The sequence below is a fragment of the Acinetobacter sp. YH12142 genome, assembly GCF_013418435.1.
Classification (GTDB): Bacteria; Pseudomonadota; Gammaproteobacteria; order Pseudomonadales; family Moraxellaceae; genus Acinetobacter; species Acinetobacter amyesii.
This window is the reverse complement of sequence record NZ_VPCB01000004.1, coordinates 28,164-52,815: the sequence shown is the minus strand read 5'-3', so window position 1 is coordinate 52,815 and position 24,652 is coordinate 28,164. Positions and strand designations below refer to the sequence as shown.

At 40.4% G+C, this 24,652-nt stretch carries 26 protein-coding genes; 14 read left to right on the top strand and 12 right to left on the bottom strand.

From position 1 onward, the window contains the following. Nucleotides 1-27 precede the first annotated feature (27 nt). From era to FTU77_RS04795, 7 genes are all read right to left on the bottom strand, one after another. On the bottom strand, nucleotides 28-1,056 hold the full coding sequence (gene era / locus FTU77_RS04825) for a GTPase Era (protein ID WP_067765139.1): 1,029 nt from the start codon (nucleotides 1,054-1,056) through the stop codon (nucleotides 28-30). Then, nucleotides 1,056-1,754, bottom strand: coding sequence for a ribonuclease III (gene rnc, locus FTU77_RS04820; protein ID WP_111883979.1), 699 nt, complete (start codon nucleotides 1,752-1,754; stop codon nucleotides 1,056-1,058). The genes era and rnc overlap by 1 nt, the downstream gene beginning before the upstream one ends. Next, nucleotides 1,726-2,097: a DUF4845 domain-containing protein gene (locus FTU77_RS04815; protein WP_180007637.1), complete on the bottom strand. Its 372-nt coding sequence runs from the start codon at nucleotides 2,095-2,097 to the stop codon at nucleotides 1,726-1,728. Before FTU77_RS04815 ends, rnc begins: the two co-directional genes overlap by 29 nt. 20 nt (nucleotides 2,098-2,117) lie before the next feature. Then, nucleotides 2,118-2,945 (bottom strand): signal peptidase I, encoded by an 828-nt coding sequence (gene lepB, locus FTU77_RS04810; protein ID WP_180054974.1) that lies wholly within the window; start codon nucleotides 2,943-2,945, stop codon nucleotides 2,118-2,120. Between the two features lie 21 nt (nucleotides 2,946-2,966). Further along, nucleotides 2,967-4,784: a translation elongation factor 4 gene (lepA, locus tag FTU77_RS04805; RefSeq protein ID WP_168378033.1), complete on the bottom strand. Its 1,818-nt coding sequence runs from the start codon at nucleotides 4,782-4,784 to the stop codon at nucleotides 2,967-2,969. A 195-nt stretch (nucleotides 4,785-4,979) separates the two neighbouring features. After that, nucleotides 4,980-5,429 (bottom strand): thioesterase family protein, encoded by a 450-nt coding sequence (locus tag FTU77_RS04800; protein WP_078190331.1) that lies wholly within the window; start codon nucleotides 5,427-5,429, stop codon nucleotides 4,980-4,982. Between the two features lie 119 nt (nucleotides 5,430-5,548). Next, nucleotides 5,549-6,931 carry a Do family serine endopeptidase gene (locus tag FTU77_RS04795; protein WP_180054972.1) on the bottom strand — a complete coding sequence of 461 codons (1,383 nt, stop codon included), beginning with the start codon at nucleotides 6,929-6,931 and terminating at the stop codon, nucleotides 5,549-5,551. Between the two features lie 228 nt (nucleotides 6,932-7,159). Here FTU77_RS04795 and nadB point away from each other — a divergent pair, with 228 nt between their 5' ends. After that, on the top strand, nucleotides 7,160-8,806 hold the full coding sequence (nadB, locus tag FTU77_RS04790) for an L-aspartate oxidase (RefSeq protein WP_180054970.1): 1,647 nt from the start codon (nucleotides 7,160-7,162) through the stop codon (nucleotides 8,804-8,806). 80 nt (nucleotides 8,807-8,886) lie between these two features. Here nadB and FTU77_RS04785 read toward each other — a convergent pair whose 3' ends face one another. From FTU77_RS04785 to pabC, 4 genes are all read right to left on the bottom strand, one after another. After that, complete coding sequence (locus tag FTU77_RS04785; RefSeq protein ID WP_180003387.1) at nucleotides 8,887-9,306, bottom strand: PaaI family thioesterase; 420 nt, start codon at nucleotides 9,304-9,306, stop codon at nucleotides 8,887-8,889. Nucleotides 9,307-9,374: 68 nt separating this feature from the next. Continuing rightward, complete coding sequence (gene tmk, locus FTU77_RS04780) at nucleotides 9,375-9,980, bottom strand: dTMP kinase (RefSeq protein ID WP_180040130.1); 606 nt, start codon at nucleotides 9,978-9,980, stop codon at nucleotides 9,375-9,377. 9 nt (nucleotides 9,981-9,989) lie between these two features. Further along, nucleotides 9,990-11,042 carry an endolytic transglycosylase MltG gene (gene mltG, locus FTU77_RS04775; RefSeq protein ID WP_180054968.1) on the bottom strand — a complete coding sequence of 351 codons (1,053 nt, stop codon included), beginning with the start codon at nucleotides 11,040-11,042 and terminating at the stop codon, nucleotides 9,990-9,992. Nucleotide 11,043: 1 nt separating this feature from the next. Continuing rightward, the gene (gene pabC, locus FTU77_RS04770; protein ID WP_180054966.1) at nucleotides 11,044-11,853 is read right to left on the bottom strand and encodes an aminodeoxychorismate lyase; all 810 of its coding nucleotides are present in this window, start codon (nucleotides 11,851-11,853) and stop codon (nucleotides 11,044-11,046) included. 162 nt (nucleotides 11,854-12,015) lie between these two features. Between pabC and FTU77_RS04765 the strand changes: the two genes are divergently transcribed. The 8 genes from FTU77_RS04765 (at nucleotide 12,016) to FTU77_RS04730 (ending at nucleotide 20,075) form a co-directional block, all read left to right on the top strand. Then, nucleotides 12,016-13,023 carry a sulfate ABC transporter substrate-binding protein gene (locus tag FTU77_RS04765; protein ID WP_180054964.1) on the top strand — a complete coding sequence of 336 codons (1,008 nt, stop codon included), beginning with the start codon at nucleotides 12,016-12,018 and terminating at the stop codon, nucleotides 13,021-13,023. A gap of 176 nt (nucleotides 13,024-13,199) precedes the next feature. Beyond that, the gene (locus FTU77_RS04760) at nucleotides 13,200-14,213 is read left to right on the top strand and encodes a sulfate ABC transporter substrate-binding protein (RefSeq protein WP_180054962.1); all 1,014 of its coding nucleotides are present in this window, start codon (nucleotides 13,200-13,202) and stop codon (nucleotides 14,211-14,213) included. Nucleotides 14,214-14,246: 33 nt separating this feature from the next. Further along, on the top strand, nucleotides 14,247-14,852 hold the full coding sequence (locus FTU77_RS04755; RefSeq protein ID WP_078190341.1) for an alpha/beta hydrolase: 606 nt from the start codon (nucleotides 14,247-14,249) through the stop codon (nucleotides 14,850-14,852). A gap of 85 nt (nucleotides 14,853-14,937) precedes the next feature. Next, entirely contained in the window at nucleotides 14,938-15,771 is an 834-nt protein-coding gene (gene cysT, locus FTU77_RS04750; RefSeq protein ID WP_180054960.1) for a sulfate ABC transporter permease subunit CysT, read from the top strand. Continuing rightward, nucleotides 15,768-16,655, top strand: coding sequence for a sulfate ABC transporter permease subunit CysW (gene cysW, locus FTU77_RS04745; protein WP_180054959.1), 888 nt, complete (start codon nucleotides 15,768-15,770; stop codon nucleotides 16,653-16,655). The genes cysT and cysW overlap by 4 nt, the downstream gene beginning before the upstream one ends. An 11-nt stretch (nucleotides 16,656-16,666) precedes the next feature. Then, a complete protein-coding gene (locus tag FTU77_RS04740; RefSeq protein ID WP_078190344.1) occupies nucleotides 16,667-17,728 on the top strand; it encodes a sulfate/molybdate ABC transporter ATP-binding protein in 1,062 nt (353 codons plus the stop codon). 55 nt (nucleotides 17,729-17,783) lie between these two features. Further along, nucleotides 17,784-18,707 carry a CysB family HTH-type transcriptional regulator gene (locus FTU77_RS04735; RefSeq protein ID WP_180009951.1) on the top strand — a complete coding sequence of 308 codons (924 nt, stop codon included), beginning with the start codon at nucleotides 17,784-17,786 and terminating at the stop codon, nucleotides 18,705-18,707. A gap of 153 nt (nucleotides 18,708-18,860) precedes the next feature. Beyond that, nucleotides 18,861-20,075: an OmpP1/FadL family transporter gene (locus FTU77_RS04730; protein WP_257223575.1), complete on the top strand. Its 1,215-nt coding sequence runs from the start codon at nucleotides 18,861-18,863 to the stop codon at nucleotides 20,073-20,075. Nucleotides 20,076-20,130: 55 nt separating this feature from the next. Here FTU77_RS04730 and carO read toward each other — a convergent pair whose 3' ends face one another. After that, nucleotides 20,131-20,859 (bottom strand): ornithine uptake porin CarO, encoded by a 729-nt coding sequence (carO, locus tag FTU77_RS04725; protein ID WP_111883964.1) that lies wholly within the window; start codon nucleotides 20,857-20,859, stop codon nucleotides 20,131-20,133. A 374-nt stretch (nucleotides 20,860-21,233) separates the two neighbouring features. On the opposite strand from carO, the gene dapD reads away from it, so the two are divergent. The 5 genes from dapD to FTU77_RS04700 all read left to right on the top strand — a co-directional run bounded on the left by dapD (nucleotide 21,234) and on the right by FTU77_RS04700 (nucleotide 24,594). Then, a complete protein-coding gene (dapD, locus tag FTU77_RS04720; protein ID WP_078190347.1) occupies nucleotides 21,234-22,055 on the top strand; it encodes a 2,3,4,5-tetrahydropyridine-2,6-dicarboxylate N-succinyltransferase in 822 nt (273 codons plus the stop codon). A gap of 113 nt (nucleotides 22,056-22,168) precedes the next feature. Then, nucleotides 22,169-22,879 (top strand): 7-carboxy-7-deazaguanine synthase QueE, encoded by a 711-nt coding sequence (gene queE, locus FTU77_RS04715; RefSeq protein ID WP_180054956.1) that lies wholly within the window; start codon nucleotides 22,169-22,171, stop codon nucleotides 22,877-22,879. 29 nt (nucleotides 22,880-22,908) lie between these two features. Next, on the top strand, nucleotides 22,909-23,580 hold the full coding sequence (gene queC, locus FTU77_RS04710) for a 7-cyano-7-deazaguanine synthase QueC (RefSeq protein WP_078190349.1): 672 nt from the start codon (nucleotides 22,909-22,911) through the stop codon (nucleotides 23,578-23,580). 13 nt (nucleotides 23,581-23,593) lie between these two features. Further along, entirely contained in the window at nucleotides 23,594-24,001 is a 408-nt protein-coding gene (locus FTU77_RS04705) for a hypothetical protein (protein WP_078192024.1), read from the top strand. A gap of 134 nt (nucleotides 24,002-24,135) precedes the next feature. Beyond that, nucleotides 24,136-24,594, top strand: coding sequence for a peroxiredoxin (locus tag FTU77_RS04700; RefSeq protein ID WP_180003271.1), 459 nt, complete (start codon nucleotides 24,136-24,138; stop codon nucleotides 24,592-24,594). The last annotated feature ends 58 nt before the right edge of the window (nucleotides 24,595-24,652 follow it).

The window sequence follows — 24,652 nt, the reverse complement described above, 5'->3', positions numbered from 1 at the left end:
TCCCTCAAAGTTTTAAATGTCTAGCAATTAAATATCGCTATAACCCAAGCTTTTCAATGCACGTTCATCATCAGACCAACCACCTTTGACTTTCACCCAAAGTGTTAGCATGATTTTTTGCTCGAACATTTTTTCCATATCCACACGTGCATCCATACCGATTTTCTTCAGTTTGGCACCTTTTTCACCAATCACAATGGCTTTTTGGCCAGAGCGATCAACAAAAATCGTCGCATCAATATAGGTACACGCCGCTTTAGGACGACCCGTTTTTGGATTAACTGTTGCTTCTTCTGTTTTAAACGACTCAATTTGAACGGTTAGATCATAAGGAAGCTCTTCCCCCAATTGGCGCATGATTTTTTCACGGATAATTTCAGAGGCAAGGAAACGCTCTGAACGATCAGTCAATTGCTCAAGTGAATACAGTGGTGGTTGGAATGGTAAATATTTCTCAATCGTGCTGCGCAAATGATCTAAATTTGCACCACGTAATGCTGATACAGGAACAATTTCTGCAAAATTCATTAATTTTGCACGCTCTTGTATCAATGGTAATGCATGGTTTTTATTCTCTAGTGTATCAATTTTATTGATCACAAGAATCACTGGCATATCGGCATTTTTTAGCTTTTCTAACACTAAATCATCATTCTGTGTCCATTTGTCTGCATCAATCACAAACAAAACTAAGTTCACATCACGAAGTGCAGAATGTGCCGCACGGTTCATCATTTTATTGATGGCACGGACTTCTTTTTTGTGCATCCCCGGGGTATCTACAAATACCGCTTGAGATTTTTCGCGTGAGTCAATACCCACAATTTTATGACGTGTGGTCTGTGGTTTACGAGAGGTAATGGAAAGTTTTTGACCCAAAATATGGTTCATTAACGTTGATTTACCCACGTTTGGACGACCGACAATCGCCACAAAACCACTTTTAAAATCGGCAGGAATTTCAGTACCTTGTGCACTAAAAAACTGACTAATTAAATCGTTACTGTCGCCTTGCGACTCGTGATCAGCATCTACGTGATCGGAATGAGTAGTCATTAAGACTTTTTCTCCAAAATTTCTAAGATTTCTGCCGCTACTGCCTGTTCAGCAAAGCGACGGCTTGAACCTTCACCGTATTTAACAGGTAGCCCTTCTACCGTACATTCAACTTTAAAATGTTGGTTTGGAGCATCACCCTGAATATCTACAACCTCGTAAACCGGGAGAGGTTTTTTACGTGCTTGTAAATACTCTTGTAAACGTGATTTAGGGTCTTTCAGTTGATCGGTCGGTTCAATATGATCTAAATATGGCACATACCATTTAAGAACAATCGGTTCCAGAATTTTTAAATCCTGACAATCGACATAGATTGCTCCAATGATCGATTCAACAGTATCCGCCAGTATAGACTCGCGATGATGACCGCCAGATTTCAACTCACCTGTACTCAAGATTAATTCTTGACTGAGTTTTAAGTCATTGGCAATTTTACCTAACGCTTCCTGACGAACCAGTGTCGCACGCATACGCGTTAGACGCCCTTCATTTTCATGCGGGTAGGCATGGTATAGATAATTGGCAATTATCATACCCAATAATGAATCGCCCAGATATTCTAGGCGTTCATAATTGTATTTATGGCTCACCGATCGGTGGGTCAAGGCCAGTTGTAACAATTCAGGTTGTTTAAACTGATAACCGATACGACTTGCTAAACGAGCTTCATTTAGCTTGGACTGAGCTTTGATCAAAACTTTTCTCGAACTTCAACACAATATCAATATTCAATAAGAAAGGCTTTCTTATTTCATAATCTGTTTTCACTTGTAGACCGTCTACATTAGTGACTTGAGCAATATCTTTAAAGTTTAAATCACGCACACCATTCATATCTAAGCGTTGTGACATTTGTGACTCAAACTTACTAGGAGCAATATTTTTAGGACTGCTCTTCATCAAATCTTCAATTTCATTGTTGACGAGACGGTCGTCAACATACGGTCCCCAAACCGCAATTAATGCTTTAGCTAAAAAAGCAAAACCAATAATAGCAATTAAAATTGCAATATAAGACGTTCCCCGTTGATGTCTCATTTTATTTTCCTGATGTAAGACTAATCAATACTGCCATTACGACTAAATGAAGGCAGTTTTAAACCAGGTTCCTTATGCATCCACTTGTAAAAAGCACGTCCAGTGAGGTTTTCTTCAGGCACAAAGCCCCAAAAACGACTGTCCGCACTTTGATCGCGATTATCCCCCATCGCGAAATAGTGACCTTCAGGAACCTTAACTTCCCAATATAAACCATTTTCTGTTGAATATTTACCATTTTCAACATAGTTGATAAATGGCGCTTGGCGCGCAACATTGACGCCGTCAAGCTCACGCATGGTAAACGTATGCTTACCCATGGTTTCTTTATGATAAATCGATGTAGGTGTATCGAGTTGATCTTTTTCACGGCTAAATTCAACTGGAACTTTTGCCACTTTCTGACCATTCACACTCAGTTGACCATGATCATAAATAATATGATCACCTGGTAAACCGACCACACGTTTAATATAGCTAATGGTTGGTTGCGGTGGATAACGGAATACAATTACATCTCCACGCTCAGGTTCACCAACATCAATAATTTTTTTATTAATAATAGGTAATCGTACACCATACTGATATTTATTCACCACAATAAAATCACCTGTCTCTAAAGTTGGAACCATAGAGTCTGATGGAATATTAAATGGCTCATATAAGAATGAACGCATCACCAAAACTATCGCTAGAATCGGCCAGAAGTCATAAGCCCACGCGATAACGACGTTTTCATTCCCTTTACCTTTGGTCTGCCGTTGTTTCCAGACAAACTTATCCAACAGCCAAATTAGGAAAAAAATGACTGTGGCAGGAACAAGGATCAAATTAAAGTCAAAATCCATGAGCTCATAAACCTCTATTTATTATCTTTCTACTTTCAATACCGCAAGGAACGCTTCTTGTGGGATTTCAACACTACCCACTTGCTTCATACGTTTCTTACCTTCTTTTTGTTTCGCAAGAAGTTTCTTCTTACGTGACACGTCACCACCATAACATTTTGCCAATACGTTTTTACGCATCGCTTTTACAGTTGAACGTGCAATGATTTGCGCACCAATTGCTGCTTGAATAGCCACATCAAACATTTGACGTGGAATCAAATCTTTCATTTTTTCAACTAGAGCAATACCACGATGACGAGCATCTTGGCGGTGACAAATCATGGCCAAGGCATCAACCTTCTCACCATTAATTAGCACATCTACCTTAACCAAAGATGAACTCTCAAAACGGACAAAGCTATAGTCAAGCGATGCAAAGCCACGTGAACATGATTTCAACTTATCAAAGAAATCCATTACCACTTCAGCCATTGGAATTTCAAACGTAATGGCCACTTGGTTCGCCATGAACTTCATATTCTTTTGAACGCCGCGACGTTCAACACATAAAGTCATCACATTACCCAAGTATTCTTGCGGTACTAAAATGTGACATTCAGCAATTGGCTCACGTAAGTCTTCAACTGTTGAACCATCCGGCATTTTAGAAGGACTATCGATATAAATGGTTTGACCATTTTTCATCACCGCTTCATAAATTACGGTTGGTGCTGAAGAAATCAGGTCCAGATCATACTCACGTTCTAAACGTTCTTGTACAATTTCCATGTGCAGCATACCCAAGAAGCCACAACGGAAGCCAAAACCAAGTGCATCTGAACTTTCAGGTTCAAAGAACAACGCTGAGTCATTAATTTGCAGTTTGTGCAGCGCCTCACGGAACGGTTCAAATTCACTTGAATCGATTGGGAATAAACCTGCATAGACCTGTGGTTTCACTTTTTTGAAACCCGGTAAGCTTTCAACTTCTGGTGTAGTTGCCAAGGTAATCGTATCACCAACTGGAGCACCAAAAATATCTTTAATACCCGCGATCACGAAACCAACTTCACCTGCTTCGAGCATGTCCGTTTCTGTGTGTTTCGGATTAAAAATACCTACTGAAGTAATGATGTGCGTTTGACCTGTTGATTTCATCAACATTTTATCGCCTTTACGCACACGACCTTCTTTAATACGAACTAAAGAAACCACGCCCAAATAGTTGTCGAACCAAGAGTCAACAATTAAGGCTTGTAATGGTGCATTACGATCGCCTTCGGGTGCAGGAATAACATTTACCAGTGTTTCAAGCACCCCTTCAATGCCTAGACCGGTTTTAGCTGAACATGTAGGTGCTTCAGTCGCTTCGATACCAATAATGTCTTCAATTTCTTGAATAACACGCTCTGGCTCTGCTTGCGGCAAATCAATTTTATTTAAAACAGGTAGGACTTCTAAACCTTGTTCAATTGCGGTATAGCAATTCGCTACAGATTGTGCTTCTACCCCTTGTGCAGCATCGACAACCAATAGTGCACCTTCACACGCAGCCAATGAACGTGAAACTTCATAAGAAAAGTCAACGTGCCCCGGTGTGTCAATGAAGTTGAGTTGGTATTCTTCACCATTAGGATGGGTGTAATACAAAGTCACTGACGCAGCTTTAATCGTAATACCACGCTCACGTTCCAATTCCATAGAATCTAGAACCTGCGCCTGCATTTCACGATCTTGCAAACCACCACAAGTTTGAATAAATCGGTCGGCAAGGGTCGACTTACCATGGTCGATATGCGCAATGATCGAGAAGTTACGAATGTTTTTTATATCAACAGATTTTTTAGCTTGCGCCATGGGCTACCTTGGAAAAATAAAAGCGCTATACATGCAATTCTTTATGCATAGCAAAAGCCGAATAGAAATTGCCGAGGATTATAGCAGATGGATTTTTCAAAGTATCGAAAATAATGCATTGCTTTTATGCAAGTCATTCATCCTACATGGAGAACTTGGCTAGTCTTGGTTTGAAATTTTGCGATAAAATCAAACTCAAAGATCATAAGCACTAAAATCCAGCGGATTTAGGCTATCCGCAATAGGTTGATACGCTTGGGTAAAGGTTGGCGACATGCGTTTTGGACGACCTGTGGCAATTTCAATGCATGCCCACTGCGTATTGCCTGTAAATAATATCGCTTTGTCTTTAGGTCGATAAAATACATACTGACGAAATGAATACAACGCATTGATATCATTGAGCCACGTTCGCAGAATAATCTCTTCACCTTCAACTGCTGCTTTGCGATATTGCACATGATGCTCAACAGCAACCATGGCATGCTTCAATTCAATATATTCTTTTAAACCTAAACCCAAGGCTTCAATATGTGCTGTCGCGACATCTTGCATCCAACTGACGTACACCACGTTATTCACATGATTTAATGTGTCGATATGTTCAGCTTGAACTGTAATTTTTAAATCAAAGATATCGCTCATAGCGTCCTGCAAATTTTAAAATATGCTCCACAGTCTACCCATTTTTATCTAAGGGTGAATTGCAAAAACGCTAAAGTTAAAAAACCACTCGCTTGGAGTGGTTTTCATTTAGTAAATCATTATTGAATGCGCATGCCCACAATCGCACGTTGCCCCTGACGAATCAAAGAAACACGTGCAATGCTGCCATTTTTCAATTCTGAAATAACTTTCACAAAATCTTCTGCATTATTCACAGCTTTATTATTAACTTGAGTCACAACGTCACCCGGCTGAATTCGCGCCTGTGAAGCTATACCTCCTGCACGTACATCTTGAATTAAGACACCGCCTTTTAGACTCAGTTGTTTTAATTCATCTGCAGTTAAATTACGAATTGACACCCCAATCACCGGGCCTTTTTTCACAGGTGCAATTTCAGCTTTTGCAGGCGTATCATCTGGTGCAGTGATCAAGGTTGCTGAAATGTTTTGGCGTTTATCATCACGTAATACTTCAAGCTGAATACTTTGATTAGGACCTGTACGATTGAGATAATTCAGCAGTTCGCCTGTACGTGAAATTGGTGTGCCATTAAATTTCAAAATGACATCACCCACTTTAAAGCCAGCTTTTGCAGCAGGTGAATTTGGTGCAACTTGAGTAATCAAAGAGCCTTCTGGTTTTGAAAGGTTATAAGACTCTGCAAGATTACGATCGATATCTTGTAGCATGACGCCTAAATAAGCACGTGTTACCTTGCCGTTTTTCTTTAATTGGTCTGCAACATCCATTGCAACATCAATGGGAATCGAGAACGATAACCCCATATAACCGCCTGTACCACTAAAGATACGAGAATTTACCCCGACTACTTCACCAGACTGATTAAATAATGGACCACCAGAATTACCCGGGTTCAATGCCACGTCGGTTTGAATGAATGGAACCGAGGTTTCTCCCATCATATTACGCATTTTAGCACTAACGATTCCTGCCGAAGCTGAATAGTCAAAGCCAAATGGTGAACCAATGGCCAACACTGGCTCACCTACACGTAAACGGTCAACATTGCCTGTGCGTAGCTCAGGAAAATTTGAACCTTTGACCTTTAACAAAGCCACGTCAGTCCGCTCATCACTACCCACAACTGTGGCATCAATTTCACGGCGGTCATTCAGCACGATGGTGACTTTCGAGGCATCTTCTACCACATGGTGATTGGTTAACAGATAACCATCTTTACTAATAAAGAATGCGCTTCCATAACCGGTCTTTTCTTGCGGCATTTTTTGCTGCGGAATAACCACCTGATTACCGAAAAAGCGTCGTAATATTTCTGGGACTTGTTGCTGCAAAAGCTCTTCTTGACTAAGCTTTTTAACCACATTCACGCTTACGACAGCTGGGCTGACTTGTTCAACCAAATTGGAAAAATCAACAGGACCCGCTGCCTGAGTCTGCACGCTAGCAACCGTAAACACAGCTGCATAGAGTCCCTTTTGTAAATACGATTTATTCATTGTTAGCATTCACTCAATTGTGCTTATCATTTGAAATACGTTAGTTTTTATCACAATGCAAGTCTAAGCTTCGTAATAAAATGTTTGATGATTATTTATGATAAACAATCTTAAACATTCCTTAAATATTACAGATCTATGAATATTTTTCATTATTTAGTTAATTTATAGTCATTGCGTTTTTAGGCAAAAACAGTTGTGATGATCGGACATTTTTAAAATTAGCTGATGGACATGTCTAATTTAAACACGACACATCAATTTGATGTGATTATTGTGGGAAGTGGCGGTGCAGGCCTAAGTTTAGCCCTATCGTTACCAGATCATTTTAATATTGCTGTTTTAGCTAAATCGACGCTGACGGATGCCAGTACATATTATGCCCAAGGTGGTGTTGCTGCCGTCCTCGATAAAACAGATTCTATTGAACAACATATCAATGACACCATGATTGCCGGTGCGCATTTATGTGAAATGGCAGCGGTAAAACAAACCGTTGAAGGTGGTAAATCTTCTGTCGATTTTCTACTGAATCAGGGTGTGCAATTTACTTTAGACGACCAAGAACAGTTACATCTGACACGTGAAGGTGGTCACTCTCACCGGCGGATTATCCATGCAGCAGATGCCACAGGTCGTGCTATTTCCACAACATTGGTTGAACGTGCGCAAGAAAAAGCCAATATTCATATTTTTGAAAATTTTATTGCAATCGATTTAATCACCGCACAAAAATTAAATCCTGAAGCTGAAAACCGTGCTCTCGGTCTATATGCTTTAGATGAAAAAACCGAAAAAGTACATACCTTTTTAGCACCGTTCACTGCCCTTGCCTGTGGTGGTGCCATGAAGGCATATTTATATACATCAAATCCCGACATTGCGACGGGTGATGGTATTGCCATGGCGTATCGTGCAGGCTGCCGTGTTGCCAATATGGAGTTTAACCAATTCCATCCAACCTGTTTATATCATCCTCAAGCTCGCTCTTTCTTAATTACCGAAGCGATGCGTGGCGAAGGTGCCTATTTACGTCTTCCAGATGGTGAACGCTTTATGCTGCGCTTTGATGAGCGTGCCGAATTAGCACCACGCGATATCGTAGCGCGCGCTATTGATTATGAAATCAAACGTCTAGGAATCCGTCATGTTTGGCTTGATATCACCCATAAACCTGCAGAATTTGTCAAAGAACATTTCCCAACATTGTATGAACGCTTAATGGAACTCGGTATTGATATTACCAAAGAAATGATTCCGGTGGTTCCGGCAGCACACTACACCTGTGGTGGCGTTGTGGTTGATGAAAACAGTCAGACCGATATTCCAGGCCTATATGCCATTGGAGAAACCTCTTATACCGGCCTACATGGTGCAAACCGTATGGCCAGTAACTCCTTACTTGAATGTTTCGTCTATGGTATGAGTGCTTCAACACATATCACAGCACAACATCAAGGGACTTATCAGGCGCCTCATGTCCCAGAATGGGATGACTCGCAAGTGACTAACCCTGATGAAGATGTAGTGATTTTGCAAAATTGGGACGAGCTTCGCCAAACCATGTGGAACTACGTGGGCATTGTCAGAACGACCAAGCGGCTTCAACGAGCGCTCCATCGTATTGAAATGCTTAATCGTGAAATTACCGAGTATTACCAAGACTACCAAGTCAGTAAAAATCTGATTGAACTACGTAACTTGGTACTGGTATCAGAAATGATTGTGCGCTGTGCAATGGAACGTAAAGAATCTCGTGGTCTGCATTTCACTTTAGACTATCCTGAACAAGCAGCAGAATTACGAAAAACAGTCCTAACTCCACCCAATTTCCAAGTGGAATGTCCATTGGTGAATACAGAACTGGTTTCTTAAACATCTAAAATGTCTAAAAACCATAAAAAGCCGAATATAAATTCGGCTTTTTATTTGAATCAGCAAATGCAATTGAGCCTTTATATTCGTTTTGGTGGAATAGAATAACTCCCTGTTATATGTGCAACAGGCTCATCCACACCTGCTGAATACACCAACACCTCACCATAAATTATACTTTTGCCCACTTTCAGCAATCGACACTCGCCTATTAAATCTTGATTGGCTTCGGGTTTTCTTAAAAAATTAATATTCATATTGGTCGTGACCGCCAGTCCTACAATCCCGATCTCCCCCAATATAGCCACATATAGCGCAAAGTCCGCCAAAGTCATCATAGTCGGGCCTGAAACAGTATTGCCAGGCCGCAAATCTTTTTCAGTCACATGCCAAATTAAAGTGGCAGCCTTTTCACCAACTTCAACGATAGTGCAATGCTTTAAGCTTGGCGCAAATTCAGTCTTAAGGAAATTGATAATCTCCTGTTTTGTAGCATGCATAAAAAATCATCCATAACTTTTGCTATGGATGATTTTTAAATCAATTGCCTAACAAATACTATGGCATTTTAGATCTGCTGTAGATGCGATAATGCCTGTTGGAAAACATGCTCAGGTGTTTGGGTTGCGTCAAGGCGTTTCATTCGTTCAGGGTGCGTTTGATGAATCTCAGCAAAACCTGATCTTACTTTCTCAAAGAAAGTTGCTTTCTCTTGTTCAAAACGGTCTAAAGCACCACGCTCTCTTGCTCTTAACATTCCTGTTTCAATCGGTGCATCAAGCCAAAAAGTAATATCAGGTATACGCGCAACAAAACTTGCATTTAAGACATTGAGCTTGTCACGATCTAAACCACGTCCTGCACATTGATAAGCAAAACTCGAATCGGCAAAACGATCACATAAAACGATTTTACCTTCTGCCAATGCAGGTAAAATCACGCGCGCCAAATGCTGTGCGCGTGCAGCATACATAAGTAACAACTCTGTATCATCACTCATTGCTTCATCATGATTGACGGCCAAAAGTAATGCACGAATTTGTTCAGCCATAGGTGTACCACCCGGCTCACGTGTAAGTACGACATTTTTACCCAAATTTTGGAAATGATCATGTAATTTACGAATGAGTGTAGTTTTACCCACACCTTCCGTGCCTTCAAAGCTAATAAACATGCTCACTCCTTAGTTTTTCGCACGAATTACAGATAAATATTCTTGTACTGCGCGGTTATGGTCTGACAAATTACTGCTAAATTTATGACCACCGTTACCTGTTGCCACGAAATAGATGTTATTTGACGCATCTGGATGCATCGCAGCTTCAATAGCTTTTTGACTTGGCAAAGCAATCGGTGTAGGCGGTAAGCCGTTGATCGTATACGTATTATATGCTGTAGGTGTACGTAAATCTTGGCGAGTGATATTACCTTGGTATTTATCGCCCATGCCATAAATAACCGTAGGGTCCGTTTGTAAACGCATGCCTTGTTGTAAACGACGCACAAATACACCAGACACTTGTTCAAGCTCACTATCAATACTGGTTTCTTTTTCAATAATCGACGCCATAATTAAGGTTTCATATTTATCTTTGTACGGTAAATTTTGAGCTCGATTAGTCCAAGCCTGATCTAAGGCTTTGATTTGTCGGTTATACAAATCCTTCAAAATTTTTCGATCAGACTCGCCTTTTGCAAAGAAATACGTATTCGGTGCAAATAATCCTTCAGGGTGTGAATACGGAATGCCGAGCTCTTTTAAGATTTCTGCATACGGTAAATGACTGATGTCATGCGTCACCAAAGGGTCATTTTTTAAAGCATCTATCAGTTGCTTAAATGTCGTCCCTTCGATCACTAAAATTCGATTCATTTGCGCATTTTCAGAGTTAGAAATCAGTTTCATGACTTCACGTACGCTCATGCCTTCATGAATTTCATATACACCCGCTTTCAGGGTGTCATTGATCATGAACTTTTGGTACAACTTTAAAATAATAGGAAAATGAACTTGTTTCTCTTTGGAAAGTCGGTCAATAAAACCTGAATAGGTATCCCCTGCACCAATCGCCAACATTTGCTTTTTGCCTTCCACAGGATAGGCTTTAAATAAACTCGACCACAGTAAAATCGCCACAAGTACAACGATACCAAGTAGCACAACCAAACATGCTTTAAATGGAAAACCTGCTTTGGCAGATTTTTTCTTATTTGTTTTTTTAGACGCGGTGGACATATTAACGAATCTGACTTAATTGAAGTGTTCGGAAAAGTTCAATACAAGCTTGAACATCTAACTCAACTCCATTCAGAGTTGATGCAATTTTCATGGGACTTAAAGCATTGCAGAAAAAAACACTCTGAAAATGCGTAATTTCATCCATATTGACGTGACGTTGAGTACATGCAATCTGATGCTGCTGCATCCGTTTTAAAATTTCTGCACGCATGACACCATGCACGCCATTATAACGAAGTTCGGGCGTAATCCATCCTTCATTTGTACGAATAAAACAATTACTGCTCACACCTTCGACAACTGTACCTTGCACATCCGTCACCAAAGCTTCGCCCCATGGGGTTTGATCCAACTCTGCTTTGAGCATGACTTGTTCTAATCGATTTAAGGACTTTAAGCCCACCAAACTTGGCATGGTTAACCCAATAGCTTGATGTAATACACCACTTTCGACAGTTTCGTACTCAAAATCTGCAACGGTTTTGGGGTAATAAAACACCCAAACATCTGCTGGGTGCTCAGGTAAACTATAGCCACGCTGACCAATACCACGACTCAACACAATTTTTAAAGTGCCATTGACGACATCTTGTTTACGTAACAATTTTAGAGTGTATTCAATAAGGCTTAAATCTGCATTTAGCTTTAAACGTTCATTACTCAGTTTTAATCGTGCAATATGCAAAGCTAAAAGTTCTATTTGTCCTTGGCGAATACGTGCCGTGCTAAAACAACCATCGCCATAGTGAAAGGCGCGATCCAGTAAATTAACTTGTTCTATTTGCTGCGCATTTTTAAAACACTGCATACGTCGTCATCCCAATTACATCACTTTATTTTAAAAAATAATCGTTCAGCATATATTTCTTTTTTGTTCATATTAAATTCTTTTTTAATTATTTTTTTCTGCATAAAAACTACAGATATTCTTGCCTCATCCAACAAAACATGTATAAAAATTGAGGACAACATGAATCTATCGAAATTAAAACTTGGGGTTTTGGCTGCATTCATTTCTGCCACAGCATTTAGTGCATCTGCCAAAGATTTCTTAAATGTGTCATATGATCCAACCCGTGAATTGTATGACAACTTCAATAAAGACTTTAGTGTTTACTGGAAAAAAACCACAGGCCAAGACATTAACTTTAAACAATCTCATGGTGGATCAGGTAAACAGGCTCGTGCTGTTATTGATGGTCTAGATGCCGATGTTGTTACGTTGGCTTTGGCTGCAGATATTGATGAAATAGCTGCACGTGGTTTAGTTGCAAAAGACTGGCAAAAGAAATTCCCACAAAACTCAACGCCATATACATCGACCATTGTGTTCCTAGTGCATAAAGGTAACCCGAAAGGCATTAAGGACTGGGGCGATTTAATTAAACCGGGTGTCGACATTATTACCCCGAACCCAAAAACATCGGGGGGAGCGCGTTGGAACTATCTAGCAGCGTGGGCTTGGGCCAAACATCAAGCAGGTGGCAATGATACAAAAGCCCAAGAATTTGTCCGCCAAATCTATAAGCAAACCAAAGTCCTCGACTCAGGCGCACGTGGTGCAACAACTACATTCGCAGAACGTGGTATTGGTGACGTGCTATTGGCTTGGGAAAATGAAGCACATTTGGCAGTTCGTGAACAGCCGGGTAAGTTTGAGATCGTGACCCCTTCACTTTCTATCTTGGCCGAGCCACCTGTTGCGATTGTAGAAAAAAATGCTAAGAAAGATGGCAATGAAAATTTAGCCAAAGCGTATTTAAATTATCTGTACTCACCTGCAGGTCAAACTATTGCCGCACAGAACTATTATCGTCCACGTAATGCGGCAGTTTTAGCAAAATATAAAAATGTTTTTAAACCTTTAAAACTCGTCACGATTGATAAAGAGTTTGGTGGTTGGAGCAAAGTGCAGAAAAAACATTTTGAAAATGGTGGTGTCTTTGATCAAATCGTGAAGATCAATAATTCAAAATAATGCTTTAAATACTGAAAAGCATCTTCCTTTCGAATAAGGTCGATGCTTTTTTTTCATAGACATGCCTTTTATCTTTTTTATTCATATAAAATTCGTTTTTAATTATTTTTTATGCATAAAGATTGGCGCTATTCTTCACCCATGTTACAGATAAAGTAAAAATTATTGAGGTTCACATGAGTATTTCCGCAAAGTTAAAATTGGGTGTTCTTGCTGCAGTCATTTCGACGGTTTCTTTTGGCGCAGCTGCGAAAGATTTTTTAAACGTATCTTACGACCCAACGCGTGAACTCTATGAAAGTGTGAATAAAGACTTCAGCAAATATTGGGAAAGCCGTACAGGTCAAAAAATTAATTTTAAACAATCTCATGGTGGTTCAGGCAAACAAGCGCGTGCAGTCATTGATGGCTTAGATGCCGATGTAGTGACTTTAGCACTTGCAGCGGATATTGATGTGATTGCAGAAAAAGCCAAACTTTTACCTGCAGATTGGCAAAAGAAACTTCCACAAAACTCAACACCATATACTTCAACCATTGTGTTCTTAGTCCGTAAAGGCAACCCAAAAGCAGTTAAAGATTGGGGCGATCTGGTTAAACCAGGCGTGGGTATTATCACCCCAAACCCGAAAACCTCAGGCGGTGCACGTTGGAACTATTTAGCTGCGTGGGCTTGGGCAAAACATCAAGCGGGTGGTAATGATACAACGGCTCAAGAATTCGTCCGTAAGATTTATAAAAACACCAAAGTACTCGATTCAGGCGCACGTGGTTCGACTACGACCTTTGCTGAACGTGGTATTGGTGATGTATTACTAGCTTGGGAAAATGAAGCACATTTAGCGATTCGTGAACAACCGGGTAAGTTTGAAATTGTAACCCCTTCACTTTCAATTTTAGCTGAGCCACCTGTTGGTGTTCTTGAAAAAAATGCGGAGAAAAAAGGCAATCTTTATTTAGCCAAAGGTTATTTAAACTTCCTTTATTCACCACGTGGTCAGCAAATCGCAGCTCAGAATTTTTACCGTCCACGCAACGCTACAACGCTTGCACAATACACATCAGTCTTTAAGCCACTTAAACTCGTGACCATTGATAAAGAATTTGGTGGTTGGGATAAAGTCCAAAAAGCACACTTTGAAAATGGCGGCGTGTTTGACCAAATCGTTAAAGCCAACAACGGAAAATAAGACCAGTCATTGACTGAATCAGGAGAACTTGACATGACACATACAGTAATTGTCCCGGGTGTAGGCGGTAGTGAACACGCACATTGGCAATCTTGGTTACAACGTCAGCTCATGTCTAGCTCTCGTGTTCAGCAAAAAGATTGGAATCATCCTGTACTCAAGGACTGGATTAAACAATTCGTTCAAACCGTACGACCTTTACAGGGTGAAATTCAAATTGTGGCGCATAGCTTTGGTTGTTTAACCACGGTGGCAGCATTGGCATTGCATCCAGAACTCAATAAAAAAATCAAAAATTTAGTTTTGGTCGCACCAGCCAATCCAGCACGCTTTGGTGAAAACGGCTTTGCACGCGACAGTACAACGGATTACAAAGCATTTTTTCATCAGCTGAGTATTCGTGTGCCGACAACGATGTTGATTAGTGAAAATGATCCTTGGCTTGGCTTTGAAGATGCAAAACAACTTGCAGATGCTTGGAAGCTCTACCCTGTAAATATGGGCGCTGTAGGACACATTAATGTTGCATCAGGTTTTGGACCGTTTCCTGAAATTTTCAATTACTTAATTTCAGAAAACCACATGAAACATATCAGCTTTACTGATGAAAACAAGTATTTATTTCAATTTGCTTTTTAAGTACTGAGCTTTAAGCTTGTCGCAAAATCATTTATTCAATTTTGCTGACCTTTTAAGTCAGCTTTTCTCATTTTGAGGAGTCATCATGTCGCAGCGATCCCGAGTGCTGCCAGGATTTGGTCTTTCTCTAGGCTTTACCCTAGCGTATTTATCCTTAATTGTGCTCATCCCCCTTTCGGCCGTATTTATTAAATCTTTAGGTATCGGTTGGGATGGACTATGGGAGATTTTAAGCTCAGAACGTATTTTAAAATCGTTACATCTGAGTTTTAGTGCCGCCATTATTGCTGCGTTAGTTAATGTGGTTTTTGGTTTACTCTTAGCATGGTGTTTGGTTCGTTATACCTTCCCGGGTAAACGTATTGTCGATGCATTGGTTGATTTACCTTTTGCATTGCCAACTGCCGTTGCTGGTATTGCATTAACTTCGTTATATGCACCGACTGGTTGGATCGGTCAGTACCTTGAACCTATTGGCATTAAAGTCGCATATACCCCGATCGGTATTACCTTAGCCCTCATCTTTATTGGTATTCCTTTTGTGGTTCGTACTGTACAGCCTGTACTGAGCGACCTAGAAACTGAACTTGAAGAAGCAGCTTCGGCACTGGGCGCAAATCGCTTTCAGATCGTGACCAAAGTGATCTTACCTATTCTATTTCCTGCGCTGTTAACAGGTTTTGCTTTGGCCTTTGCACGCGGTGTGGGTGAATATGGATCGGTGATTTTTATCGCAGGTAACCAACCCTTCAAAACTGAAATTGCGCCATTGATGATCATCTCTCGCCTTGAAGAATATGATTATGCAGGCGCGACCACGATTGCAGTCGTGATGCTGGTGATTTCTTTTGCCATTTTATTCTTAATTAACTTGGTTCAAGCATGGGCAAGTCGCCGTACAGGGAGAACTGCACGATGAATACGAACAGTAATGCGCTTGCGGAAAAATTACAGTCGCGTGATGCAACGCGTGAACCGACATGGGTTCGTTATACCCTGATCATCATTGCTTTAATTTTCTTCTTAAGCTGCCTGATTCTGCCATTGGTTTTGGTTTTCGTTGAAGCCTTTAAGCAAGGTGTTGGCGTTTACTTCCAAGCACTGGTTCATCCAGACACCTTATCTGCGGTGAAATTGACATTATTAACAGCTGTGATTGCCGTACCGCTAAACGTGGTCTTTGGTGTAGCTGCGGCATGGTGTGTTGCCAAGTTTAATTTCCGTGGTAAATCTATATTAACCACGATTATTGATATGCCATTTTCAGTCTCTCCAGTTATTGCTGGCTTAATGTTGGTATTGATTTTTGGTACTCAAGGTTTGTTAGGCGGCTGGCTAATGGATAACGACATCAAAATTTTATATGCCGTTCCAGCCATTGTCCTTGCTACTGTGTTTATTACCGTTCCTTTTGTGGCACGTGAGCTAATTCCGTTAATGGAAGCTCAAGGGACAGAGGAAGAAGAAGCGGCAATCGTATTGGGTGCTTCAGGTTGGCAGACCTTCTGGAAAGTGACACTTCCAAATATTAAATGGGGCTTAATCTACGGCGTGATTCTATGTAATGCACGTGCAATGGGTGAGTTTGGTGCTGTTTCTGTGGTTTCAGGTCACATTCGCGGCGAAACCAACACCTTACCGCTACACGTAGAAATCCTTTATAACGAATATACCTTTAGTGCTGCTTTTGCTGTGTCTTCACTATTAGCGCTCTTGGCGATTGTGACCCTGATTTTAAAAACATGGGTTGAACTACGTCAGGAACGACAAGACAAGCGTAAAGAAGATTCACAAGTTTCTTAAGGAATGACCTCATGAGTATTCAAGTAAAAAATATTGAAAAACACTTTGGTGCATTCCATGCACTTAAAAATATCTCTTTAGATTTCCCTGATGGCCAGCTCGTTGCGTTACTTGGTCCATCAGGCTGTGGTAAAACCACCCTGCTCCGTATCATTGCAGGACTTGAATCTGCCGATGGCGGTCAAGTCATTCTAGAAGGTGAAGATGCCACTAAAGTTCATGTCCGTGAACGTGAAGTTGGTTTTGTATTCCAGCATTATGCACTGTTCCGCCACATGACCGTATTTGACAACATTGCTTTTGGTTTACGCGTACGCCCACGTGCAACACGTCCATCAGAAGCGGAAATCAAAAAACGGGTTACTCGTTTGCTTGATCTTGTTCAGCTTGGTTTCTTGGCTGACCGTTACCCTGCACAACTTTCAGGTGGTCAACGCCAACGTATTGCCCTAGCACGTGCTTTAGCGGTTGAACCGCGTGTGTTATTACTGGATGAACCTTTCGGTGCATTGGATGCCAAAGTTCGTAAGGAATTACGCCGCTGGTTACGCACCCTGCATGACGAACTCCACATCACCTCTATTTTCGTGACCCATGACCAAGAAGAAGCACTTGAAGTGGCCGATCAAATCATTGTGATGAACAAAGGTAACGTAGAACAGATTGGCTCGCCACGTGAAGTTTATGAAAAACCTGCAACACCGTTTGTATTTGACTTTTTAGGTCAAGCCAACCGTTTTGAAGGTCAAAATAGCAATGGCCTCATTCAAATTGGTGAAGACCGAATTTTGTTGCCACAAAACGCCAATGCGCCGCAAGGCAATGTCATTGCCTTCGCACGTCCGGATGAACTGCGTATTCATGCACAGCCGCAAGAAAATGCCATTCAAGCGACTTTTGTACGTGAGCTTTGGATTGCAGGTAAAGTGATTGCTGAATTGCATGACCGTCAAGGCAATCTGATTGAAATTTCATTAACGGCAGATGAAGCGAAAGCGCATCAATTCCGCCCAAATCAAACGGTATGGTTAAGTGCAACTAACTTGCATTTATTTGAAAACCAAGTTGCATAAAACAAAAAGTTGGGGCCTTCACAAGCCCCACTTGCTTTTAAGGTAAAATAAAATTATGAATTTCCAACAATTAAGAATTATTCGAGAAACCGTACGTCAGAATTTTAATTTAACAGAAGCATCTGCTGCACTTTACACCTCGCAGTCTGGCGTGAGTAAACACATCAAAGATTTAGAAGATGAACTTGGTGTACAGCTGTTTATTCGTAAAGGTAAACGTCTACTCGGTTTAACCGAACCAGGCCAGTCTTTATTGGGTATCGTTGAACGCATGCTCGTGGATGCTGACAATATTAAACGTCTGGCAGATGACTTTAACAAAGTAGATGAAGGGACATTGACGATTGCGACCACACATACGCAAGCACGTTATGTCTTGCCGCCGATTGTGAACCAATTTAAAAAAGAATTTCCAAAAGTTCATCTAATTTTGCAACAAGCAAGCCCTGTTGAAATTACAGAAATGCTCCTTCAAGGTGAAGCGGATATCGGGATCGCAACCGAATCGTTAACCACCGAAGATAACCTTGCAAGTGTGCCTTACTATAACTGGCAACACAGTATCATCACACCACAAGAGCACCCACTCACCCAAAAATCAAATATCACCATTGAAGATTTGTCGAACTATCCAATTATTACTTACCACGGTGGTTTTACGGGTCGTTCAAAAATTGATAAAGCCTTTGAAGATTCAGGCTTTGATGTTGATATCGTGATGTCCGCACTTGATGCAGACGTTATTAAAACCTATGTTGAACTCAATATGGGGGTTGGTATTGTCAACGATGTGGCATATGACCCAGAACGTGACTACCGTTTAAAACAAATTCCAACCGATATTTTTGGGGTCAATACCACTTGGATTGCTGTTCGCAAAGGACATTTACTACGCGGTTATGGCTATGAGTTTATTTCTTTATGTTCACCAGATGCTGACATCAAAGCGTTGAAAAAAGTCGCTTACCCAGAAGAATGATAGGCCAATTGACGAATTAAAGAGGACACCTACTGTCCTCTTTTTTTGGTAAACACATATTTTATCTAAGTTTTCTTGGCTTTATTTTTAATTTTGATTAAAATACATCCAACACAATAAAAATTAAAACCTTATTACTTCCGACCCATATTTATGAAAAATCAATTCGTCGCAGTGGCAGTCGGTATCGTCTGTCCCATACAAATCATGTATGCAGCAGGGATAGAAAACTCAGATCAATCGATCTCGGCCTTTCTTGAACCCGGAAATTATACTGAAGTCAGTTTCGCTTACGTCGATGCTCAAGTGGACGGCAAAGTTCAAAACCAAGGTTTAATCAGTGAGTTGGGCATCACTGATTTTTCTACAGGGAATCTCGCCCATCAACAATTTTCTGGGAAATTTGCACTTAAAATTCAACCACATGAAAATATTTCTGCGGGAGTAATTTATGAGCAACCTTTTCATACTGATATCAATTATCAATATAGTCCTCGCTTACCAGATAGCTCAAATATCGATATTGAAAGCGCCGATATTAACTTTAGAACGCATAACCTAACTGGACTGGTAGGCTATCAACCCAATAATAATTGGAATATTTATAGCGGTTTAAGCCTACAAACATTTAAAGGTGATTTAAAAATTTCTGGGCAACAATATGCTGCTCTCAATGGCTATCATGTTTATTTAAAACAAGATGAAGCGATCGGCTGGCTGCTCGGTTTCAGTTATCAAATTCCTGAATACGCACTTAAAACCAGCCTAACCTATCGTTCAAAAATCAAACATGACAATAAAACATCTGAATCGACTTTGTATTCAAATGGTCCTTTTCAGTTAGTCCCTGACATCCATACATCCATTCAAACGCCACAAAGCGTCAATTTTGAATTTCAAACAGCTGTTAGCTCACATAATGTTGTATATGGCACAATTCGTTGGATTAATTGGAAAGATTTTAGCATTCAACCACCGCAGTTTAATGCCGTGCTTCAATATGCAGCACTCGATCCGCAATACCGTGATTTAGCTGATATCCAATTGGTGGAATATCAAAAAGATCAATGGTCAGGAAAATTGGGGATTGCACATCAATTTAATCCGAGTTGGCTCGCTGCTGCAGAATTTATTTGGGACAACGGGACAGGAAATGCGGTGTCTACCTTAAACCCAAGTGATGGCTATCGAGGTTTAGGTTTAGGTATGATGTATAAATTTAACCCGAACAATTTTCTAGCGACTGGCCTGTATTATATGAAACTCTCAAAACCATCGAATACTGAAAAATCTCATATTTCAGGTCTTGCAAGTGTCTCAGACAATGATGCCATGATCTATGGTTTGAAATTTGGTCACAGGTTCTAAAAACAGTATCAACAAAAAAACGAGCCGAAGCTCGTTTTTTTATTTCAGTAAGAACTTACCAATGGTAGCTCACACCTACTTTACCTACTGGAAGCCATTGATATTTATCATCTTCACGGATTTTTTGCTCTTCTGCTCGTAAATCAGCAGAAGCATTACCACCAGCAGCATTAACAAATGTACCAGATTTATCTAAATCAACTGCAGGATTACCTGTGTAGTAAGCACCTACTTCACCAAAAACACCCCAGTTTTTATTTAATTTAGGCGCAAAACCCAAACCTACATACGGTGCAATATCATTTTCGTAAGACATGTTTCCGTTAACAGATCCGTTATACGAATAATTAGTACCATTGATTTTAATTGTGCCATCTTTAGAACGTTTAGTTAGGTCATATTCGTTATCAATGTAACCCACCCCTGCTGCAACGTATAAACCTTGTGCCCATGGATTTGCACTTGCCCCCCAAGGACGAATCTCAGCATTCAAATATGCAGTGCTATTTTCCATATCTAGATCGTACTTTGTACCATCAATAGAAACATCGTCTGTCCACGAAATATCACCACCGTTATAACCTAAAGCAAGGCCGACGTATGGGTTCGCAGTCCAAAGTAACGCACCACCATAACCAGTCGTACCCACTTCTAGACGAGCGCCAGTTGGGATAAGTTGGTTTTGATCAAATGCATAGCCATCATGAACTACAGAGGTATCTGCCATTGCAGTACCTGCAGCAGTAAGTAGAGCAGCTACTGTTAATAAACGTAATGATTTCATGTGTTTCTCCTCAAAATAAACTGTTATTCAGATTTTACAGACTTGTTATATGGCACATGTTAAAAGGAAACAAAGCTCAACATTTATGCAAATTTACTGATTTTTTGTTAACTTTTGATACATTTAGATTTTAATATTGATTAATAAAGAGTTTTTGTTTCACTTTTTTAAATATAATAATGATGCTTGAGAACAATTCTGTATATTTTGCGTATTTTTTATACAAACCTTATGAAAGTGCTACATCCATCACTCTTAATTTCTTGGTTTTAGTACTTGCTTAATAATTAATTCCGATCCTAGGCCGATTTACCATCTATTTTTAACTCAATTTAGTGTAAAATCTTGGAAAATTTTTTTCTGGATGGAAGAACATGTCTCAGCTTTCAACAATCATTGAACAAGCGTTTGAAGACCGTGCTAATTTCACTGCAGCTGACTGTCCTGCTGAAGTACGCGCAGCAGTAGAAGAAGTAATCGCTGGCCTAGATAACGGTACATTACGTGTTGCTGAAAAAATTGATGGTGAATGGATTGTTCATCAATGGGTGAAAAAAGCCGTTTTGCTTTCATTCAAATTGAACGACAACAAACCAATGGAAGCTTGTGACTTACGCTTCTATGACAAAGTAGATACTAAGTTCTCTGACTGGACTGAAGAACAATTTAAAGCTGCTGGTGTACGTGTAGTACCACCTGCTGTAGCACGTAAAGGTTCTTTCCAAGCAAAAAATGTTGTATTGATGCCTTCATATGTCAATATTGGTGCATATGTTGACGAAGGTACAATGGTTGATACATGGGCAACCGTTGGTTCATGTGCACAAATTGGTAAAAACGTACATTTGTCTGGTGGTGTTGGTATTGGTGGTGTTCTTGAACCACTTCAAGCGAACCCAACAATCATTGAAGACAATTGCTTTATTGGCGCGCGTTCTGAGATCGTTGAAGGTGTGATCGTAGAAGAAGGTTCTGTGATTTCAATGGGCGTATTTATTGGTCAATCGACTAAGATTTATGACCGTGAAACTGGCGAAATCCATTACGGTCGTGTTCCTGCTGGCTCTGTTGTGGTTTCTGGCAGCCTGCCTTCTAAATGCGGTAAATACAGCCTATATGCTGCTGTAATCGTGAAAAAAGTTGACGCGAAAACTCGTGCGAAAACAAGCTTGAACGAATTATTACGCGAAGACTAAGTCTTTATTTCAGCGGAGCATTCGTGTTCCGTGGAGCTTCTATCGCTCCTCGTCTCTACGGTTAGCAATGATCGTAGAGATTTTTTGTTTTTTTATATCTGGTTAATTTTGTTATGAGTACCCTTCGATCTTCCGCTATTCCTGTTTCTGATCCGTCTGCGGGTTTACGTATTACGGAGATTTTTTATTCATTGCAAGGTGAAGCCAATACCGCAGGTTTGCCTACGGTCTTTATCCGCTTGACGGGCTGTCCCTTACGTTGCACTTATTGTGATACAACCTATTCGTTTGAAGGCGGTGAACGCCAATCATTAGAAGAAATTATTCAAACCACTTTAGATTTTAAAACTCCTTATATTTGCGTGACGGGTGGTGAGCCACTTGCTCAACCGAACGCCCTTCCCCTCATGACTCGTCTGGCCGATTTAGGCTGCGAAGTCTCTTTAGAAACCAGTGGTGCTTTAGATGTGTCTAAAGTTGACCCACGTGTTTCAAAAGTTATGGATTTAAAAACCCCAACATCGGGTGAAGTTGCACGAAACTTGCTTAGCAACTTCGACCATTTAACGCCACATGATCAAATCAAATTTGTGATTTGTCATCGTGAAGACTATGAATGGTCAAAACAGCAAGTTGAGCGCTATAAGCTAAACGAAAAAGTCAACACCATTTGGTTCTCTCCGGCCTTTGCCGTTGAAAAAGGCGCTGTTCGTTTACCTCAGCTTGCACGTGATTTAGCACAGTGGATTTTAGAAGACCATCTCCCTGTTCGCTTCCAATTGCAATTACATAAATTGCTTTGGAACGATGAAACTGGTCGTTAAGTTTTAAAGAATTATTTGGAGTAATGCATATGCGCCCTCGTGCCATAGTTTTATTGTCTGGCGGCTTAGACTCAACCACTTGTTTAGCTTGGGCTCAAGCACGTTATGAATGTATCGCCTTAAGTTTTATGTATGGTCAACGTTCTACGACAGAACTGGATGCTGCTCGTGAGTTAACCAAGCAGGCTGGTGTAGAACATCGTGTCATTAATATCGATTTAGGTAACTTAGGTGGCTCTGCGTTAACGGACCATAGCATTGAAGTTCCTGATCATGAACAAGCCGGTATTCCTGTAACTTATGTACCAGCGCGTAACACGATTTTCTTGTCATATGCTTTAGCTGCGGCGGAAGTTTTTGGTGCAGAAGCAATTGTCATTGGTATTAATGCGGTTGATTACTCAGGCTATCCAGACTGCCGTCCAGAGTTTATCGAAGCCTTTGCCAACATGGCTCGCCTTGCAACTAAAGTTGGCGTTGAAGGAAAACCACTTAAATTTGAAACACCTCTGTTACATTTATCCAAAGCAAATATCATTCGCTTAGGTATAGAACATGGCGTAGACTACAGTCAAACGGTGTCTTGCTATCAAGCAGATGACCAAGGTCGTGCTTGCGGTAAATGCGATAGCTGCCGTCTTCGTAAACAAGGTTTCGTTGACGCAGGTGTTGAAGATCCGACACGTTACATACCGAAATAACAAGGTAGGGTTTATGAAAAATTTAAAATCAAACATTATTCTTTCTGCTGCTTTCTCTGCAGCTGCATTGTTTGCTTCAGTTGCACACGCTGACAACGACAAGCTTCAACAAGCATATAAGAGCACTAACGTAAAATCTTCGTTAATTAATGTTTGTAAAGAAGAAACTGGCAAAGGTAAAAAACTAACTGCCGCTGAAGTTAGCAAATACTGTACTTGTGCTGTTGAAGCAGATGGTCGTTTAACCAATGCTCAAAAATGGGAAATCCAAAGCACAATCAACCAGAAGAAAAGCCCTGCAACACTCGCTTTTGTTCAAAAACAAAATAAAGACCTTCAAGCATGTTTCGGTCCTCAGTTAACAGGTAAATTAAAAAATTTAACTGAAGAAGCAATGAAATCTGCTCAAGCGAAAAAATAATTTTCGTCTTAAAAAAGCCTGCAAATGCAGGCTTTTTTATTGCTTTAAGTTCAAAGTAAATTCTGTATGATGGTCATATTTCACATACTTTGTTTAAGCCCATTTAGGGATAAGACATGAAAAAGGAAATCTTCATGACTGAAATTAGCTTACCAAATCAAACCTTCCCAACCACCTCAGGTGAAGTCAACCTTGCAGAACTAAACAATGACTGGCTGATCATCTACTTCTACCCTAAAGATTCAACACCAGGATGTACGACGCAAGCCATTGGGTTTTCATGCTTAAAAGATCAGTTTGATGCGCTTAATACACCAATCTACGGCATTTCTCGCGACTCGGTTAAAGCCCATCAAAACTTCACTGAAAAGCAAAATCTAAGCATTGATTTAATCAGTGATAAAGAAGAAGTGCTATGTCAGCATTTCGATGTGATTAAAGAAAAAAATATGTATGGCAAAAAGGTTATGGGCATCGAACGCTCAACCTTTATTTTCCATCATGGCAAGCTGGTAAAAGAATATCGTAAAGTCAAAGCCGCAGGCCATGCAGAACAAGTCTTAGAAGATTTAAAAGCATTACAAGCAGCATAAAAGTAATGATTTGAGCCCGCTCCTTTAGGAATGGGCTCAAATTTAATGAGGACATATA